This window comes from Streptomyces sp. NPDC046465, from assembly GCF_040646035.1.
GTDB lineage: Bacteria > Actinomycetota > Actinomycetes > Streptomycetales > Streptomycetaceae > Streptomyces.
The window spans coordinates 312,184-329,363 of the sequence record NZ_JBEYZK010000002.1; the positions used below are offsets into that span (position 1 = coordinate 312,184).

Sequence of the window (17,180 nt, forward strand, 5' to 3'; positions counted from 1 at the left end):
GGCGCCGCGGGCACGGCGCCTGGACGGCCGTCTCAGCATCCGAGCCGTACGGGGACCGGATTGACCCGCCGCGCGCGCGTGGGGGCATACTGACCTCGTGACCAAGCACCTCAGCTTCCTCTTTACCTATGGCAACCGGCCTGCCGGCTGCCATGGTCGAGCTGCTTGATCCACTGACAAGCGACTTACCGGGCGCCCCGGGCCGACAAGGCCCGGGGCGCTCTGTCGTACGCGGGCTTCGCCGCTCCGGTGCACCTCGGCCCCCTCGGCCACCACGGACCACAAGGAGCCCCGCATGACCGCCACGACCACCGCCTCCCCGAGCACCGCCACTCCGAGCACCACCGCCACCGCCCCGAGTACCACCGCCGTCGCCAAGAGCGCCGACGCGACCGGTGCCCGTACCGCCGAGGCCGCGGGCGTCATCGAGAACGCCAGGGAGCGGATCGACACGCTCGACGACCGGATCATCGGCCTCATCCAGGAACGGATGGCCGTCTCGGCCGTCATCCAGGAAGCGCGCATCACCTCCGGCGGCCGCCGCGTGAACCTCTCCCGCGAGATGGAGATTCTCGGCCACTACAGCGACGCGCTCGGCAAGCCCGGCACGGCGCTCGCGATGACGCTCCTCGAGCTGTGCCGGGGCCGGGTCTGACCCCACGGCCGCAGGGCTCATGGGAGCCTGCGGAACTGAGTTCGGGTCCGTTCTCACCCGTACGGCGCGTGACCGGGGCGGGGCGGACTTCGTTGGTCCCGATGTCCGTGTCAGCCAGGGGCGGGCCCGCAAGAACCACGCGTGGCTCCGCTGGGGCGATGAGGCGTAAGGACCGAGTCCGGACGCCGTGGGACCTCGCTCCAGTGATGTGACCGGACGGCAGGGGACAGCAGCCCGGTCACCCAAGAGAACGGTCGGCTCCGGGGACGCCCGGAGCCGACCGGCCTCCGTCCCGACACCCCGACCCTCCCCTGCAGGGGTGGCTGAAACAGTGTGGTCGAAACGGTTGCGCCGCCGACGACACATCCAGCACGATGCCTAGAAGGGCGGGCGCCCAGCCCCCCGCACAGTTTCATTGCCAGTGGTCGATACCACGTGAGCGCCCCCAGTGCGCCGGGTCGGCCACCGGCGCCTCGACCAAAGCGGCGCACTCCCCCCGGCGCCGTTCCGAGGCACCGACGCCGCCCTGACGTCGGTGCTGACAGCCAAGGGCCCCGCGGATCCGTCCCGCGGGGCCCTTCGCTCTGCTGCTGTCCCGTTGACCCGCTGCCGGTCGCCGGTCGCCGGTCGCCGCCTGCCCGCTACCGGCTACCGGCTACCGGCTACCGGCTACCGGCTCAGACTCTTCAACTTGTCCACCTGCGCCTCGACGATCTCCTTCGCCACGCCGAACTTCTTCTGCTGGAGCAGGTTGATCGAGTAGAAGGCCGTGAGCGTCGAACCGCTGCGTACGACGGTGAAGCTCATCGGCGTCTTCTGGCCCTCGATGACGCCCACGACCTTGTACGCGACACTCTCGTCGCCCGCCTTCGGGGCGGGCAGGGCGGCGACGTCGCGGTACTTGGAGTCCGCGTGCTCGTAAGCGGTGCACTTCTTCGTGGCCGTCCGCAGGCCGTCCATGATCTTCTCGGCATCGGGCTGCTCGTGCGCGAGCAGGGCGAGCGAGACGACGGTGGCGTCCAGTTCGTCGGAGGCGGTCAGGGTCCGGCCGAGGCGGGACTTCGCCGCCGGCTCACTGGCGAACATGAACATGTCGGCGAACGGCTGACAGGCGGCCGGGTCCGCGGGCACGGTCTGCGACGGCATGTCCGCCGCGGACATCTTCTCGAACTTGTAGCCCTTGAGGTCGCCCTTGGCGAGCACGGCCTTCTCGAGGTCGGCGGCGGACAGCGCGCCCGCCTTCCGGCCGCCCGCCTTCTCCCCGCCCTGCTTCCCCTCGTCCGGCTTCTCCTCGCCCTGCTTCTCGTCGTTCTTCGAAGCCGCCGATCCCTGCGGGGACTTGGCCGGACCCGACGGCTTCTTGCCGTCATCGCCGTTGTCGCCGCCGCATGCTGCGGTCAGGCCCAGCGCGACCGCGACGGACGCGGCCACGACGGCCCGAGACACAGTTGACTTCACGTTTCCTACCTTCAGCTCACACCGCGCGGACGACGGCCCGCGTCGAGGCGCAATGAAAACGCCAAACTCGCGGCTCTGACCAGCGATTTCCGTAACGATCGGAAACCGCCGGAAAGGTTGTACGCGGTACGTGTGAGCTTGTACGGGTGAACCTGTGCGTGTGAGCTTGTGCGCGGCGGGTGAGCTTGTGCGGGGCGCGGGTGCGTCAGGTCGTGAGCTTGGCTAGCTGGGCGTCGATGATCTTGGGGGCCACCGTCGGGTCCTCGTCCGCCGTGGGTGAGCGGATGCCCTCCGTACCGTCCTTCGCGGCTTCCCTGTCGTTCTGGACGCTTTCGGGGTCGTACAGGTTCGACGCGTCGAAGACCACGAGCGTCGAGCCGCTGCGCACGACCGTGACGCTCTCCCGCGTCACGTAATCGCCCTTGCGGTGGGCGGCCTTGTACGAGACGGCCTCGTCGCCCTTGTCCGGTGCGGGCAGCGGTTCGAGGCCGACGTAGCGGTCGTCGCCGATGCGGAACGCGGTGCACTTCTTCGACTTCGAGGCCGCGCGCAGGTCGGCCATGGCGTGCTCGGCCCCGGCTTTGGTGCGGCCGGACAGGTCGACCCCGGTCGTCGTCAGTTCCTTGCCGTCGGCGGGGGTCAGAACGCGGCCGACGTGGGCCTTCGTCCTCCCCGGGGCCGCGCCGGCACCGAGCGCGGCGGCCAGCGGGCCGCACTCGGCGGCCGACGGCTTCCCGGCGGGCGGGGCGGCGGCCCCAGCCCCCGACTCGCCTGACCCGCCTGACCCGCCTGACCTGCCAGACTCGCCCGATGCATTCGGGTCCTCGACGTCGTAGCCCTTGATGTCCCCCGCGGTGAGGGCCGCCCGCTCCAACGTCGAGGCACTGGCGTGCCTCTTGGCCGGATTCCTGTCGCCACCGCCACCGCCACCGCCATCGCCAGCGCCGCTGCTGCTGCAAGCGGCGCTCGCCCCAAGGACGGCCGCTACCGAGACGGCCACCACGGCCCGCGACACAGCTGACTTCACGTTCTGTTCCCTCGTTTGCCATGACCTGCAACTGCTTGACCTGCAACTGCCTGATCTAGAACTGCCATGGCCTACGACGGAGGGAGATCAATTCTGGTTCCGCTGCGGCGCGAACCTCACCAGCCCCACATCCAGAAGCGGAACGGGCTGAGCAGGGCGATCGCGAGGGCCATGCCACCGACGACGATCACCACGCTCCACACCCGGCGGCTGCGTTCGGACCGTTGGCTGCGGCGCGGCCCCGTCGGCGCCGCGCGCCACTCCTCGGGGCTCCACCGCGCGGACTCGGCCGCGCGCTTCGCGCGCCTGCGGCGGAACCGCCCTGCCTGCTCGACCTGTTGGCGCGCGGCCTCCTCGTCGAGCCGCCGCAGCCTTTCGGCCACCATGCGGGCCCGCGCGGACGGTTCCTTCGGCGCGGACGAGCGGATCTCCCGCTCGCTGTCGTTCTCGAATCTCTCCCACACCTCGTCGGGTATGGCCACGCTGTCCCCTCCCCTAGGTATGCCCCTGGGTATGCCCTTGGGTCTGCCCCTGGGCCTGCTTGCCCTGTGGGCGGGGGCAGTTCTACGGCACCTCGTCACGGCGGCACAAGTGATGTGAGTCACGACACATAAGCGTTCTGTGCATGCGGGACAACCATTCACAGAGATCACGGGTCATGCATGCGTAACACCGGCCACACCCGCGTCCCCACCGCGGAGGCCTCCACCTCCGTGCTGCCGACCGGGCAGTGCACCGGACTTCCTGAGGTCTTCATGAAGCTTCGTCGTGCCATGGCTGCCGCGGCCGCTACGGCTGCCATAGCCCCGATCGCGCTCCTTTCGGCTCCGGCCGCCCTCGCGACCGAGGGCACCGCCCCGACTCCGGCCGCCTCGGATTCCCTGACGCCCACGCAGACTCCGCCCGTGACGCCTCCGGCGGACGCCACCCCGCCCAGCACGCCGGACCCGGCCGCGACCCCCGCGCCGCCCGCGACTCCGGCGAAGCCCGCGAAGCCCACGCCGACCAAGAAGACCAAGAAGTCGGACGAGCTCCCCGATGTGCCGGATGTGGAAGACCCTGCCGAGCCCGCTCCGGACGACTGCCCGGTGGACGAGGACGGCGTGGACGTCGACTCGGAGCTCGAGGTCGAGCTCGTCGACCTGCCCACGAAGCTCGTGCCGGGCAGCGGCTGGCACAAGTTCGAGCTCACCGTCACCAACCCCACCTACGAGCCGCTCGGTGAGGTCAGGTGGACCACGTTCGTGGACAACTTCCCCGGCAGCAAGGACAAGAAGGACTGGCTGCGGACCTACGCCGAGCTGCAGTTCCTCGACCCCGAGACCGACGAGTGGACGACGATCGACAGTAAGCTGGACGACGGTCTCGCCTACGGCACCACCGAGCTCGACGCCGAGGACGAGGCCACGATCAAGCTGCGGGTCAAGATCGGCGCCAAGGCTCCGCTCGGCAAGGGCTACGCGATCGGCATGGGCAAGTACGTCGACTCCGACGAGGACTGCGTACACAACTCGGACGCCTACCAGCAGCTCTGGATCGCCAAGGCGGACAGCGACGGCGACAACGGAAGCGACAACGAGAACCCGGCCCCGGCCACACCGGCGGCGTCGCCGACCCCGTCCAAGTCGCCGTCGGCCTCGGTGAAGAAGCCGCAGGGCGGCGCCCAGGACGCCCCGGTCACCGACGGCAGCCTCGCCGAGACCGGCTCCGGCTCGATGCTGCCGACCGTCGGTCTCGTCGGCGGTCTCGCCGTCGTCGCCGGTGCGGGCGTGGTCTTCGCCGTGCGCCGCCGCAAGGCCGACTCGGCCGTCTGAGGCCGTCTGAGGCCGTCTGAGCCCGTCCACCGGACGGCACCTGATCACGCGGAAGGACCTGCGCTCGGAGGGGGGTGCAGGTCCTTACGTGTGTCCGGGCCCGTCTTGTGTGTCCGGGCCCGTCTTGTGTGTCCGGGCCCGTCTTGTGGTCCGGGCCCGTCAGCCCTTGGGCGGCACCACCGGCAGCCCCAGGAACGGCAGCTTCAGCGCGCCGAAGGCGTCCGCGGGGACCGCCGGGGTCTTCGGCTCGACGGCCGCGAGTCGCACGTACTGCCCGCCCTGTGCCGGACGCTGGTCCTCGCTGCCCTTGTTGGGCCAGAACGACATCGCCCGCTCGGCCTGTGCGGTGATCGTCAGGGACGGGTTCACGCCCAGGTTCGCGGAGACCGCGGCACCGTCGACGACGGAGATGCCGGGGTGGCCGTAGAGCCGGTGGTAGGGGTCGATGACGCCCGTCTCCGCCGAGTCGCCGATCGGGCAGCCGCCGAGGAAGTGCGCGGTCAGCGGAGTGCCCATGAGCTCACCGATGTTCGAGCCGGGGAAGCCGTTGATCTCCTGGGAGAGGATCGTCGCCGCGCGGGTGGCCTCGGGGATCTGGTTCGGGTTGGGGGCGCCGTGGCCCTGCCGGGCGGTGAGCAGCCCCTTCCCGATCCCCTTCTCCTTGCGGTACGTGGTCAAGGAGTTGTCGAGCGACTGCATGACGAGGCCGATGATGGTCCGCTCGGACCAGCGCCTGTTGGAGAGCGAGCGCACCGCGAGCACCGGGTGGCGCGCCATGCTGCCGAGCCATCCCGCGACGCGGTCCTTGCCGCCCTTCACGCTGTACGGGACCTGGAGCAGCGTCATGCCGCCCATCGCGTTGGACTTCTTGCCGTAGCGGACGGGCTCGATGTGCGTGTTGGCGTCCGGGTGGATCGACGAGGTGATCGCGACGCCCTTGGTGAAGTCGACCTTCTCGCCGCCGTGCCGCTTGCGGTAGCGGCGGTCGGTGGTCTGGGCGCCGACCAGGGCCTCGGAGTTGGTGCGGGTGAGGGTGCCGAGCCGCTTCGAGATCTGCGGGAGCAGTCCGGTGTCCCGCATCCGGTGCAGGAGGGTCTGCGTGCCGTACGTACCGGCGGCTATGACGACCTTGCGGGCCTTGAACGTCCGGCCGCTGCCCTTCCGCTTGTTGTCGGTGGGCAGGGTCCCGACGGCGAAGCCGCCCCGCGAGTCCTCGGTGACGGCGACGACCGACGTCATCGGGTGGACGACGGCACCGGCCTTCTCCGCGAGGTACAGGTAGTTCTCGTTCAGGGTGTTCTTCGCGCCGTGCCGGCAGCCGGTCATGCATTCGCCGCATTCGGTGCAGGCCTTGCGGGACGGGCCCGCGCCGCCGAAGTAGGGGTCGGGAACTTCCCGGCCGGGGCCGGTCGTTGAAGAACCGTCCGCGTCCTTCTCGTCGCCGAAGAAGACACCGACGGGCGCCATGTGGAAGCTGTCACCGACCCCCAGCTCCTGCGCGGCGGCCTTCAGGTGGACGTCCGAGGGCGTCATCGTCGGGTTGAGCCGCACCCCGAGCATGCGCTTGGCCTGCTCGTAATAGGGGCGCAGCTCGTCCCGCCAGTCCGTGATGTCCTTCCACTGCGGATCTTCGAAGAACGGCGCGGGCGGTACGTAGAGGGTGTTGGCGTAGTTCAGCGAGCCGCCGCCGACCCCGGCGCCCGCGAGGACCATCACGTTGCCGAGCAGGTGGATGCGCTGGATGCCGAACAGGCCGAGCGCGGGTGCCCAGAGGTAGTTCTTCAGGTCCCAGGAATTCTTGGGCAGCGTCTCGCGCGTGAAGCGCCGGCCTGCCTCGAGCACGCCGACGCGGTAGCCCTTCTCCGTGAGGCGCAGCGCGGATACGGCGCCGCCGAATCCGGAGCCCACGACGATGACGTCGTAGTCGTACGTGACGTCGTCGCTCACCTGGTTCCGGGCAGAGCTCTCCTGTGACATGGACTCTCCTCGTTGCAAACTCTGCGGGTACGTCGTATACGTCGTAGACATCGCGTACGCCACGTACGCCACGTACGCCATGTACGCCACGTACGCCACGTACGTCGTGGTGGCTCGCGCAGTTCCCCGCGCCCCTTCAAGCCCTAGCGCAGGCGGAACGCCTTCATGACCTTCAGGCTCGTGCTCATGAACGCCGCGTACTTCTCGTCGTCCAGACCGAAGGACGGCGCGAGCGGCATGATCCGCTGGGTGGCGACGGTCTGCGCCTCGGTGAACTTGAGGATGCCCTCGGAACCGTGCCGGCGGCCGAGGCCGGAGTCCTTCATGCCGCCCATCGGGGACTGCACGCTGCCGTAGGCGGGCGCGAAGCCTTCGTTGACGTTGACGGTGCCGGTGCGCAGGCGGGCGGCGACCTTGCGGCCGCGGCTGCTGTCCTTCGTCCAGACCGAGGAGTTCAGGCCGTAGGGCGTGGCGTTGGCGAGCTCGACCGCTTCGTTCTCGTCGGTGAAGCGGTAGATGGAGACGACGGGACCGAAGGTCTCCTCGGTGCAGACCGCCATCGGGGCCTCGACGCCGTCCAGGATGGTCGGTTCGAAGAAGTAGGGGCCGATGTCCGGGCGGGCGACGCCGCCCGCGACGAGCGTGGCGCCCTTGGCGACGGCCTCCTCGACGTGCCGGGTCACGGTCTCCAGCTGCCGCTCGCCGACGAGGGAGCCCATGTCGGCGCCGTATGCGAGGGACTTGCCGAGCCGCATCGCCTTCGCCCGCTCCGCGAAGCGCTCCACGAACCGGTCGGCGACGGCCTCGTGGACGTACAGCCGCTCGATGGAGATGCACAGCTGGCCCGCGGACGAGAAGCAGGCGCGCACCGCGCCCGCGGCGGCCTTGTCGATGTCGGCGTCGTGCAGCACCAGCATGGCGTTCTTGCCGCCGAGTTCGAGGGAGACGCCGACCAGGCGGGCCGCCGCGCCCTGGGCGACCTCGCGGCCGGTGCGGGTGGAGCCGGTGAAGGAGACGTAGTCGGCGTGCTTGACGAGTTCGGGGCCGACGACCGGGCCTTCGCCGAGGACGACCTGGAAGACCTCGGAAGGCAGGCCCGCCTCGATGATCAGGTCACGGGCCCACAGGGCGGTGAGGCAGGTCTCCGTGTCGGGCTTCATCACGAGAGCGTTGCCCGCGACGAGGGCGGGCAGCGCGTCACCGATGGACAGCTCGAAGGGGTAGTTCCAGGGGGCTATCTGCCCGATGACGCCACGCGGCTGGCGGTTCTCGGTGACCTTGGTGAGGACCGGGACGACGCCGGTGTGCCGCTTGGGGCCCAGGTACGCGGGGGCCTTGCGGCCGTAGTGCCGGGCGGCGACGGCGACGGCCTGGATCTCCTCGTGGGCGTGCAGGCGGGCCTTGCCCGTCTCCAGCTGGATCAGGTCGAGGACCTCGGCCTGGCGCTGGAGCACCAGGTCGTGGAAGCGCAGCAGGACGGCGGCGCGCTGCTTAACGGGGGTCCTGGCCCAGGCGACCTGGGCGGTGCGGGCCCGCTCGAAGGCGGTGGCCACGTCTTCGGGGGTGGACTCGGGCAGGTCGGCCAGCTTCTCGCCGGTGAGCGGCGTGTGGTTGGCCGTGCGTCCCGCCCCGACGACGTCACGGGTGAGCTGGGCGATCAGCTCGGGCGTGACCACGTCGGCGGCGGTGCGCGCGCCTTCGGGGGCCGGTGCGGTCGGGTTCGTTCCGAGGGGCGCTGCGGTGGCCTGCGAGTCCGTCATGCTCGTGAGAGTAGGCCTACGTCAGGGATTTGGGTACCCATCGGTAATGGGCTTCACCGACCACTCACACGACGCCAGTGATTGCTGGCGACAAAGCCGCTGATCAGGGCGTTGTTACGGGTGACGCCCCTCGGTACGTGTTTTTGGAGGCCGCGCCCCGCAGCCGCAGCCGCAGCCGCGTCACAGCGACAGCGACAGCCACAGCCACAGCCGCTCAGAGCTTGAGCCAGAGCCGCTCAGAGCTTGTCGAGCTCCAGGTCCGCGATGGCGGTCTTCGCGACCTCGCGGCCGCGGGCGGTGAAGTCGCCCTTGCCCGGATAGCTGATGACCATCCGGTACATGTCGCCGCCCTTGGTCTTGTAGTAGAGGGCCTTGAGCTCGCGGGGCCGCGGGTTCTGGGTGTCGGTCGTGGAGTACGTGACGGTGTTCTCGGCCGCCTTCTCCCCCTGGAACGTGGTGTCCTCCGGCGCGGTCTTGGGAGCCGGGTCGGAGTCCATGTTCAGGTCGTACTTGCCCGACTCCTTGAATTCGGCGTCGTCCTCGTACATCTCCGCGGCGGCGGTCCCGGCGATGTCGTCGCTCTCGGACTTCTTCTTGAGCAAGAGGTGGATCCAGACGCTGCCGCTCGCGTCGGTGTACTGGACCCAGTGCTCGTTCTTCTCCGAGTTGTCGTCCTCGGACTTCTTGTAGCCCTCGGGCGCGGAGACGGTCGCCGCCAGCTCCTTCGTCCGTTGCTTCTGCCAGCCCCCGGAGTCCGAGCCCGCAAAGGGGTTCAGGGCCACCAGGACGCCCGCGGCCACCGCCACGACGACCACACCGGCGACGACGGCCAGCGCCTTGCGGCTCAGGAAGACGCCCTTGCCGTTCCCGCCGTCGCCGTCGCGCGCGACCGTGACGACCTGCGTCGGCGCGGGCTGCGGCGGCCTCGCCGCCTCCTCCAGGAGCGCGCGGACCTGCGCCGCGTTCGGACGCTGGGCCGGGTCCTTGACGAGGAGCCGGTTGATCGCCTCCGCGAGCGGGCCCGAGGCCGACGCGGGCGCGGCCGGTGTCGCGTTGAGGACCGACTGGAGCGTCGCAGGGGTGTTGTTGCGGCGGAACGGCGAGACGCCCTCGGTCGCCGCGTACAGGACGACGCCCAGGGACCACAGGTCGGAGGCCGGACCCGGCCGCTGCCCCAGCACCCGCTCCGGAGCGATGAATTCCGGCGATCCGACGAAGCCGCCCGTGTCCGTCAGGTTCGTCTCGCCCTCGATCTGGGCGATGCCGAAGTCGGTGAGGATGACGCGGTCGTGGCGGCCGAGCATGACGTTGTCCGGCTTCACGTCGCGGTGCAGGATGCCCGCCTGGTGCGCGGCGTCCAGGGCGTTCAGGACGTCGAGGCCGATCCGCGCGGCCTCGCGGGCGCTCAGCGTGCCCTCCTGGAGCGCGGCGCCCAGGGAACGGCCCTGGACGAGCTCCATCACGATCCACGGCTGGCCGTCCTCCACCGCCACGTCGTGGACGTTGACCACGGCCGGGTGGTCGAGGCGGGCCGCGGCACGCGCCTCCCGGCGCATCCGCTCGAAGACGTTGGCCCGCTCACGCTCGGGGAGGTGGTCGGGGATGCGCGGCTCCTTCACCGCGACCTCGCGGTCCACCGTCTCGTCCTTGGCGCGCCACACCGTGCCCATGCCGCCGTGGCCGAGCTTGGCGAGCAGCCGGTAGCGGCTCGCGATCAACCGGCCTGCGCCCGGGTCGGGCTCGGACGCCTGGTTCGGCACGACCTGGGTGGGCTGGTGCGACTGCGGCTGCGGCTGCGGCTGCGGCTGCGGCTGCGCGTACGGGTTGTCGGGGTGAGCGCCGGCATGGTGGCCGGGTTGCCCCGGTGCGGATTGCCCCGGTATGCCCGGCTGTTGTGGTGGCTGAAGGCCGAAGCTGGTGGGTTCGTACGGCCCGTAGGAGGCTCCCCCGTCATTACTCATGCCCCATTGCTATCGTGCCGGGCCCCCCGGTTTCCAGCCAGGTCCGCTCCTTGTGACCTGGGTGATGCACGCAACAGCCCGGCATGACGTACGAGATGAGAACTCGCCCGCACCTCAACGGCGTACGAAGCAACGGCGTACGAATCAACGCCGTACGAACGTGTCGACCGCCGCGTCGAAGTACCGCCGCGCCTGCGCCGTGTCCCCGACCGGAGCCGACACCCAGACGTCGAACGTCCGGCCGCCCTCCGCCCAGCACAGGTCGAACGAGTGCCGGGCGCCCTCGTCCTCGCCGAAGCCGTCCCAGGTGAACTCCCACAGGGCGGCGGGCCTGCCGTTGCGCGTGGTCTCCGTGACGCGGCCGTCGCGGTAGCCGGGGTTGGTCCGCGGGCCTGCGGCATCGGCGCGGCGCTGCATGGCGAGCGGCCCACCGCGCTCGCCTGCCGACTCCCTGATGCCGATGCGGTAGGTGCCGCCGGGCGAGACGTAGAAGACGCGGGGCCCGTCCACCTCACGACGGAAGCCCTCGGGAACGGCGAGCGCGAAGCCCTCGGGGTCCCTCGCTATGCGGTACCCCTTGGGCGCCTGGGGCGAGGACGGCTTCGGCGAAGGGGACGTCACGGTGACCGTCGGCTCCGCCGTGCCCTGCGACGCGGAGGGCGACGAGGGCGGTGTGCCGCCGCCGTCACCGTCCCTGCTCAGCAGGAGCGCCGCGGAGACACCGGCTCCCGCGATGGCGGCCACCAGCGCGGCGGCGATCAGGACGACCCGTCCGTGCCTGCCGTACGGCTTCGCGGGCTTCACCGGGGGCGGGCCCGCGGGGAGCTCCCTCTGGGCCGGTGGGCGACCGCCCCACCACCGTCTCTCCGGCCTCCCTGACCTCCCTGACCTCCCTGGCCACCCTGACCTCCCTGGCCGCCCCGGCCTCCCCGGTCTCCGTGGCCTCCTCGGCAGCACGGCGCCTGGCCTCTCCCGCGCCACCACCGGCATCCGCCCCGTCTCGACATACGCCTGCAGCAGCACCGCGGCCCCGGCCGCGTCGAGTCGGCGCTCCGGGTCGCGGTCCAGGAGGCCGAGCACCACGGGCAGCAGCGGCGCGGCGGCCGCCGGCGGGCGTATCTCGTCGTAGACGACCGCGTGCAGGACACCGCCGATCGAGTCGCGGCGGAACGGCGACTCACCGGCCAGCGCGGTGACCAGGAGCGCGCCGAGCGACCACAGGTCGGACTCGGGCCCCGTCCGATCCCCCGCCATCCGCTCGGGCGCGGTGAACTCCGGCGACCCCACGAACGACCCGACCTCCGTGAGCGTCGTCGCCCCGCTGAGCTGCGCGATCCCGAAGTCGGTGAGCACGACGCGGCCGGTCGTGTGCTCCATGAGCACGTTGGCGGGCTTGAGGTCGCGGTGCAGGATGCCCGCCTCGTGCGCGGTGCCCAGGGCGCCGAGCAGGTCGATGCCCATCCGCGCGACGGTGGCCGCGTCCAGCGGGCCGCCGCGCGCGATACGCCCGGCCAGCGAACTGCCCTCGATCAACTCCATGACGATGTAGGGCTGTTCGTCCTGTACGACGACGTCATGGACGACGATGACGTGCGGATGCCGCAGTTGCGCCACTGCCCGCGCCTCACGCAGGGTCCGCTCGCGCTGCTGCTCCGCCTCGGCGTCGGAGAGGGTCTCGTCCCGCGCCAGTTCCTTGACCGCGACCTGCCGCCCCAGGAGCAGATCGGTGGCGCGCCACACAACCCCCATGCCGCCCCGGCCGAGCCGCGACTCCAGGCGGTAACGGCCCGCGATCACACGGGGGTTGCCCCCACCGGCGCCGGCCCCGCCGGCACCCGCCGCACCGGCGTGGTCTCCCAGGCTCCCCATGCGGCCATCATGCCCCACACGTGCGGGAACGGAATGGGTCCGAGCACGGCCGCGGGCCGGTTCCGGCCGCTGCTCCCAGCCTCCTCAGAGGTGGGCGCGGGCGCTCAGCGTTCCCGCCACCCCCGCAGCATCGCGTCGAACTGCTCCCGGGTGGCGCCCCAGTCCTTGGCCGGCGCCGACATGTAGATCGCGTACTCCACGCCGTCACGGCTGATATAGGCCTGGTCGATGGCGCGGCGCGGCCCCGCGGTCGTGTCGTTCGCGCCCGCCTTCCAGCTGAACTCCCAGAGGGCGCCCTGCTGGTCGCGGAACATGTTGGAGTCCAGATGCAGCCGCTGGTACCCCGGCAGCTTCACCCGCAGGTTCTTCTCCAGGGAGAGCTGGTGGGTGTAGGAGCTCTCGTACTGCGGGTTCTTGTCGACGGATATGCGCAGGAAACGGCGGCCGCCGTCGGGTGTGTAGTCGACCTGGTTGCCGTCCGTCTCGCGCTTCCAGTTCTTGGGCAGCATGAGGCTGAAGCCCTCGGGATCGTTCACGCGCTGCCAGTCGTCGGGGATGCCGCCCACCGCCCTGCCAGGACCGCCGTCGTCCGTCTGCTCCTGCGTGCCGTCGGCGAAGTGCAGATAGCCGAAGACACCGCCGCCGCCCAGCAGCGCGGCCACGACGACGAGGGCGACGATCGCGGGCCAGCGCCGCCGTTCGCGCGGGAGGTCGTGTCCTTGGCTGACGACGGTGTGGAGGTCGGGGCCGGTGCCGGTGCCGGGGACGGGGGTGTGGGCTTGGCCGCCGGGGGTGGGGGTCTGGGGGTGCGTGTAGGGCGAGGGGGTCTGGGGGTGCGTGTACGGGGCGGCGGTGGCGGGGTATGCCTGGCCCTGCGGGTTCGTGTGCGCCTGGCCCTGAGCGCCCGGGTGCGATCCGGTGGCCGTAGGCGATCCGGTGGCCGTAGGCGATCCGGTGGCCGGGTGCACCTGTGTCGGGACGTACGCCTGCGCCTGCTGCGGCCTGCGCCCCTCCGCGGCCTGGGCCAGCATCAGCTCGGCCTCCTCCGCGGTCGGCCGGGCCTGCGGGTCCTTGCTCAGCAGCGCGCTGATGACCGGCGCGAGGACGCCCGCGTGCCCGGGCAGCGCGGGCTCGTCCGTCACCACGGCCTGCATCGTGCCGAGCGGCGAAGTACGCCGGAAGGGCGAGAATCCCTCCACCGCCGTGTACAGCGTGGCGCCGAGCGCCCACAGGTCGGAGGCGGGTCCGGGATTGCCGCCGCTGACCCGCTCCGGCGCCAGATAGTCGACGGAACCGACCACCTCACCGGTCCGGGTGATGGTCGAGTCCCCCTCGATCGCGGCGATCCCGAAGTCGGTGAGCAGTATCCGCCGGTCGTCGGAGAGGAGGACGTTGCCGGGCTTGACGTCACGGTGCAGGACACCGGCGGCGTGCGCCGCGCGCAGGGCTTTGAGGGTCCACAGGCCGATGCGAGCGGCCTCCAGGGGCTCGATGCGGCCGTCGTCCTTGACGGCGTCGGCCAGCGAGCGGCCCTCGACCAGCTCCATCACGATCCAGGGCCGCTCGTCGTACTCGAGGACGTCGTGGACGGTGACGACAGCGGGATGGTTGATGCGGGCGGCGGCGCGCGCCTCCGTCTGCGTACGCGCGAACAGGACGGCCCGGTCGGCCTCCTGCACGAACTGGGCAGCCGTCAGCTCCTTGACGGCTACGGCGCGGTGCAGCACCTCGTCCTGCGCGCGCCACACCCGTCCCATGCCACCGCGGCCGATGGACTCAGCGAGTCGGTAGCGGCCCGCGAGGAGCAGTCCCTGCATCTGATTCACGTTCCCCCGCAATGGTCTTGACACGCCCAGGTTAAGGAGCGGGCACCGTGCAGGGAACCACAGGGGGGCTTAGGAGACCGCACTGTGACGCATGCCGTGCATGTCCCAAGTGCCGGAAACGACTCATTCGGTGACCTGATAGGTGGCCGAAGCCTGGTCGTACAGGCGCGTCACCTCGTCCCGTTCGGCCTCGGGACCACGCACCTGCACCACGTGGTACTTCCCGCCGACGACCATCGCGAGATTACGCACGAAGACCTCGCGCCCCCCGGCGTCCTGCCAGGTGAACTGGCCTTCCGCCATGGCCCGTCCCCCCACGTCGATGCGCCGCATCCCGCTGGAGGTCGCCCAGGACGAGTCGCGGAACGGCTGGAGCTCACGCTCGTGTTCGCGCTGGTACTTCATGGGGTCGCTGCCATAGCCGTCCGTGGTGTCGCGGCCGGGAACGAGGAGCAGCTCGAAGCCGCCGTGCGTGTAACGGACCTGGCCCCGGCCGTTCTTGGACTGCCTGTCCCAGCCACCGGCGACGGCGACGCGGAAGCCTTCGGGGTCCTTGCGCAGGGTGAAGCCGCGCGGGAGGTCGGGGTCGGCGGTCTGCGGTTCCTGCGAACCGGGGCTCTTGCCGGGCTTGTTCTTGTCTTCCTTTCCTCTGCCCTCCTTTCCTCTGCCTTCTTTTCCTCTGTCGCCCTTTTCCCTGTCGTCTTCTTTGTTTCCTTCTTTGCCCTTTTTCTTGCCCGGATCGGCCGCGCCCGGGGCCGAACTGACCTCGCCCGCTGCCCCCGCGCCGTCGCCCGCCCCTCGGTCGTCCCCCTTGGGCATGAACACCATGGCGTACGCGATGGCCGCGGCGAGCCCGAGAAGGATGGCGATCAGCAGCAGCCGCCCCAGCGAACGGGGGCGCCCGGAAGCACGGGGCTCACGCGGCAGCTCCGCCTCGTGGGACAGCCGGGGTTCCCGCACCGGCCTCGGCTCGCTCGTGGCCGCCTGCATCGGCGAGGCGAGCCGCACGTCCCCGCCCCTGCCCTTGCGCCCCGTGCCGCCGCCTCGTCCCTTGCCCTTGCCTCGCTTGTGCCGCCCGTGCCCATACCCCGGCCCGCTGCCCGCCCCACCGGCCGCCTCGGCCCCGCGCCGCCTGCGGACGACCTCACCCCGCCGTCGTACGACGGGGAGCCGCCCGGCGTCGTACGACGGCACCGGCACGACGTGCGCCCCGGCCTCCGGCTCGGGCGCCGACCGCACCAGCGAGCGCAGCCAGCCGCTCAGCTCCTCGAAGTCGAGCCGTTCGGTGGGGTCCTGACGCAGCAGCGACTCGACTACGGGGCGCAGCGGCCCGCACTCCTCGGCGAAGGCGGGCGGCTCGGCGCAGACGAGCTGTACGAGTTCGGCCGAGCTGTCCTCCGGGTACGGGGCGTGTCCCTGCACGGCGCGGAAGAGCAGGGCGCCCAGGGCCCACAGGTCGGTGGCGGGGCCGATCGGCGCGGCGAGCTGCCAGTTCTCGTGCACGGGTCCGGCCTGCTCGGGCGCCCACCGCTCGGTGACGGCCCCGACGACCACCATGCGCGCGTGGCGGGCCCGCTCGGCGGCGAGGGCGGTGACGGGTCCGCGCGGGGCGGCCCCGTCGGCGGGACCCTCGTCCCAGGTGTCATGCGTGTCGTGGGTGTCGTGCGTGCCGGGGGTGTCGTGCGTGTCGAGGGTGCCGGGGGTGTCGCGGGTGCCGGGCGCGCTGCCCGCCGTGTCCGCGCTCCGTGCCGCCGGAGCCCCTGCCCTCGGCACCGCCCCGTGCCAGGGCTTCGTCTCCGCCACGCCGTAGGGGTCCGAGATCTGCCCGGCCGTCCCTGACGCGCTGTCACCGGAGTCCTCGGTCACCCGCGCGGCGGCCCGTGTCCTCGCGCGATACGCCGCCACGGCACCTGAACGCCCGGCCCGCACGCCTGTTCCGGCGGACTCCGGCGCGGGTTCGAGCGCGACATCCCTGCTCATGTCCCTGCCTGCGTTCCCGCCTGCTTCTGCGTACCGGGAACCCCCCGCGTACCGGGTACCCCCCGCGTACCGGGAATCCGTCGCCACGTTCCCGACCGACCCCGCCGAGCCCGCCGGCTCACCCGCCTCCACCGGCCGCGGGTCGTACCCGCAGAGCGCCTCCTCGGCCGCGCCGGCCGCGAGGCCCGTCAGCATCACGCGCCCGTCATCGCATATCAACACCGTCCGCGCGGTGATGTTCCGGTGCACCCAGCCGTACGCGTGCAGCACCCGCAGCGCCGCGAGGACGTCCGCGGCGACCTCGGCCGCGCGGTACGGGCTCAGCGGCCGGTCCGCGAGGAGCGCCGCAAGCGGCCGTGCCGCCACCAACTCGCTCACTATCCACAGCGAGCCACCCTCGGCGAACACGTCGAAGACCTGGTCGAGCCGTGGGTGGTCGGGGATCTGCGCGGCGGTCTGCGCCGCCTCGATCGCACGCCGCACCGCCGGATCCGTGGGCCTGCGCGTCGTCCGTGACGCGGCCCGCCTGACCCCGGCCCCGCCCGACCTCGCCCGTGGCACGAAGCCCGCGGGCAGGCCGTCCACGTCCAGCTCCGACTCGACCGGCTCGCCCTCGCCGATCCCCTCACCGACCGCCTCGCCGACTACTTCGGCGTCGACGATCTCGGGTAACGGCACCTGCCTGACGAGGACTTCCTGCCCGCTGTACGTGTCGAAGGCGCGGGACTCGGCGAGCTCGTACTCGTCCGAGGGGGGCAGCGGCAGGCGGTAGCGGTCGGCGAGCACCCGTCCCGCATAGTCGTCCACGACGCCTCCCCCGTCTGCCCGGTGGTCAAATCCGTTCGTCTTGTGA

11 protein-coding genes are annotated in these 17,180 nt (G+C 71.4%); 2 read left to right on the forward strand and 9 right to left on the reverse strand.

The features are described 5' to 3' along the window. Positions 1–295: 295 nt before the first annotated feature. Positions 296–655: a chorismate mutase gene (locus ABZ953_RS04400; RefSeq protein ID WP_361716508.1), complete on the forward strand. Its 360-nt coding sequence runs from the start codon at positions 296–298 to the stop codon at positions 653–655. Positions 656–1,324: 669 nt separating this feature from the next. Here ABZ953_RS04400 and ABZ953_RS04405 read toward each other — a convergent pair. The 3 genes from ABZ953_RS04405 to ABZ953_RS04415 form a co-directional block, all read right to left on the reverse strand. Beyond that, on the reverse strand, positions 1,325–2,113 hold the full coding sequence (locus ABZ953_RS04405; RefSeq protein ID WP_361716511.1) for a hypothetical protein: 789 nt from the start codon (positions 2,111–2,113) through the stop codon (positions 1,325–1,327). 205 nt (positions 2,114–2,318) lie between these two features. Further along, complete coding sequence (locus tag ABZ953_RS04410; RefSeq protein WP_361716514.1) at positions 2,319–3,140, reverse strand: hypothetical protein; 822 nt, start codon at positions 3,138–3,140, stop codon at positions 2,319–2,321. A gap of 116 nt (positions 3,141–3,256) precedes the next feature. After that, positions 3,257–3,622, reverse strand: a complete 366-nt coding sequence (locus tag ABZ953_RS04415) for a hypothetical protein (protein ID WP_361716517.1) — start codon at positions 3,620–3,622, stop codon at positions 3,257–3,259. Between the two features lie 180 nt (positions 3,623–3,802). Here ABZ953_RS04415 and ABZ953_RS04420 point away from each other — a divergent pair, with 180 nt between their 5' ends. After that, complete coding sequence (locus ABZ953_RS04420; protein WP_361716520.1) at positions 3,803–4,954, forward strand: LPXTG cell wall anchor domain-containing protein; 1,152 nt, start codon at positions 3,803–3,805, stop codon at positions 4,952–4,954. A 159-nt stretch (positions 4,955–5,113) separates the two neighbouring features. Here ABZ953_RS04420 and ABZ953_RS04425 read toward each other — a convergent pair whose 3' ends face one another. From ABZ953_RS04425 to ABZ953_RS04450, 6 genes are all read right to left on the reverse strand, one after another. Beyond that, positions 5,114–6,931: a GMC family oxidoreductase gene (locus ABZ953_RS04425; protein WP_361716523.1), complete on the reverse strand. Its 1,818-nt coding sequence runs from the start codon at positions 6,929–6,931 to the stop codon at positions 5,114–5,116. Between the two features lie 143 nt (positions 6,932–7,074). Continuing rightward, entirely contained in the window at positions 7,075–8,691 is a 1,617-nt protein-coding gene (locus tag ABZ953_RS04430) for a succinic semialdehyde dehydrogenase (protein WP_361716526.1), read from the reverse strand. Positions 8,692–8,927: 236 nt separating this feature from the next. After that, positions 8,928–10,652: a serine/threonine-protein kinase gene (locus ABZ953_RS04435; RefSeq protein ID WP_361716529.1), complete on the reverse strand. Its 1,725-nt coding sequence runs from the start codon at positions 10,650–10,652 to the stop codon at positions 8,928–8,930. Between the two features lie 144 nt (positions 10,653–10,796). Continuing rightward, positions 10,797–12,521, reverse strand: a complete 1,725-nt coding sequence (locus tag ABZ953_RS04440; protein WP_361716532.1) for a serine/threonine-protein kinase — start codon at positions 12,519–12,521, stop codon at positions 10,797–10,799. Between the two features lie 104 nt (positions 12,522–12,625). Then, positions 12,626–14,338 carry a protein kinase gene (locus ABZ953_RS04445; protein ID WP_361716535.1) on the reverse strand — a complete coding sequence of 571 codons (1,713 nt, stop codon included), beginning with the start codon at positions 14,336–14,338 and terminating at the stop codon, positions 12,626–12,628. A 132-nt stretch (positions 14,339–14,470) separates the two neighbouring features. Continuing rightward, a complete protein-coding gene (locus ABZ953_RS04450; RefSeq protein WP_361716538.1) occupies positions 14,471–17,134 on the reverse strand; it encodes a protein kinase in 2,664 nt (887 codons plus the stop codon). Positions 17,135–17,180: the final 46 nt, after the last annotated feature.

Coding starts and splice junctions, on each gene's coding strand:
- ABZ953_RS04400 (WP_361716508.1), top strand. CDS start 296: ATGACCGCCACGACCACCGCCTCCCCGAGCACCGCCACTCCGAGCACC.
- ABZ953_RS04420 (WP_361716520.1), top strand. CDS start 3,803: ATGCGTAACACCGGCCACACCCGCGTCCCCACCGCGGAGGCCTCCACC.
- ABZ953_RS04425 (WP_361716523.1), bottom strand. CDS start 6,931: ATGTCACAGGAGAGCTCTGCCCGGAACCAGGTGAGCGACGACGTCACG.
- ABZ953_RS04430 (WP_361716526.1), bottom strand. CDS start 8,691: ATGACGGACTCGCAGGCCACCGCAGCGCCCCTCGGAACGAACCCGACC.
- ABZ953_RS04435 (WP_361716529.1), bottom strand. CDS start 10,652: ATGAGTAATGACGGGGGAGCCTCCTACGGGCCGTACGAACCCACCAGC.
- ABZ953_RS04440 (WP_361716532.1), bottom strand. CDS start 12,521: ATGGGGAGCCTGGGAGACCACGCCGGTGCGGCGGGTGCCGGCGGGGCC.
- ABZ953_RS04445 (WP_361716535.1), bottom strand. CDS start 14,338: ATGCAGGGACTGCTCCTCGCGGGCCGCTACCGACTCGCTGAGTCCATC.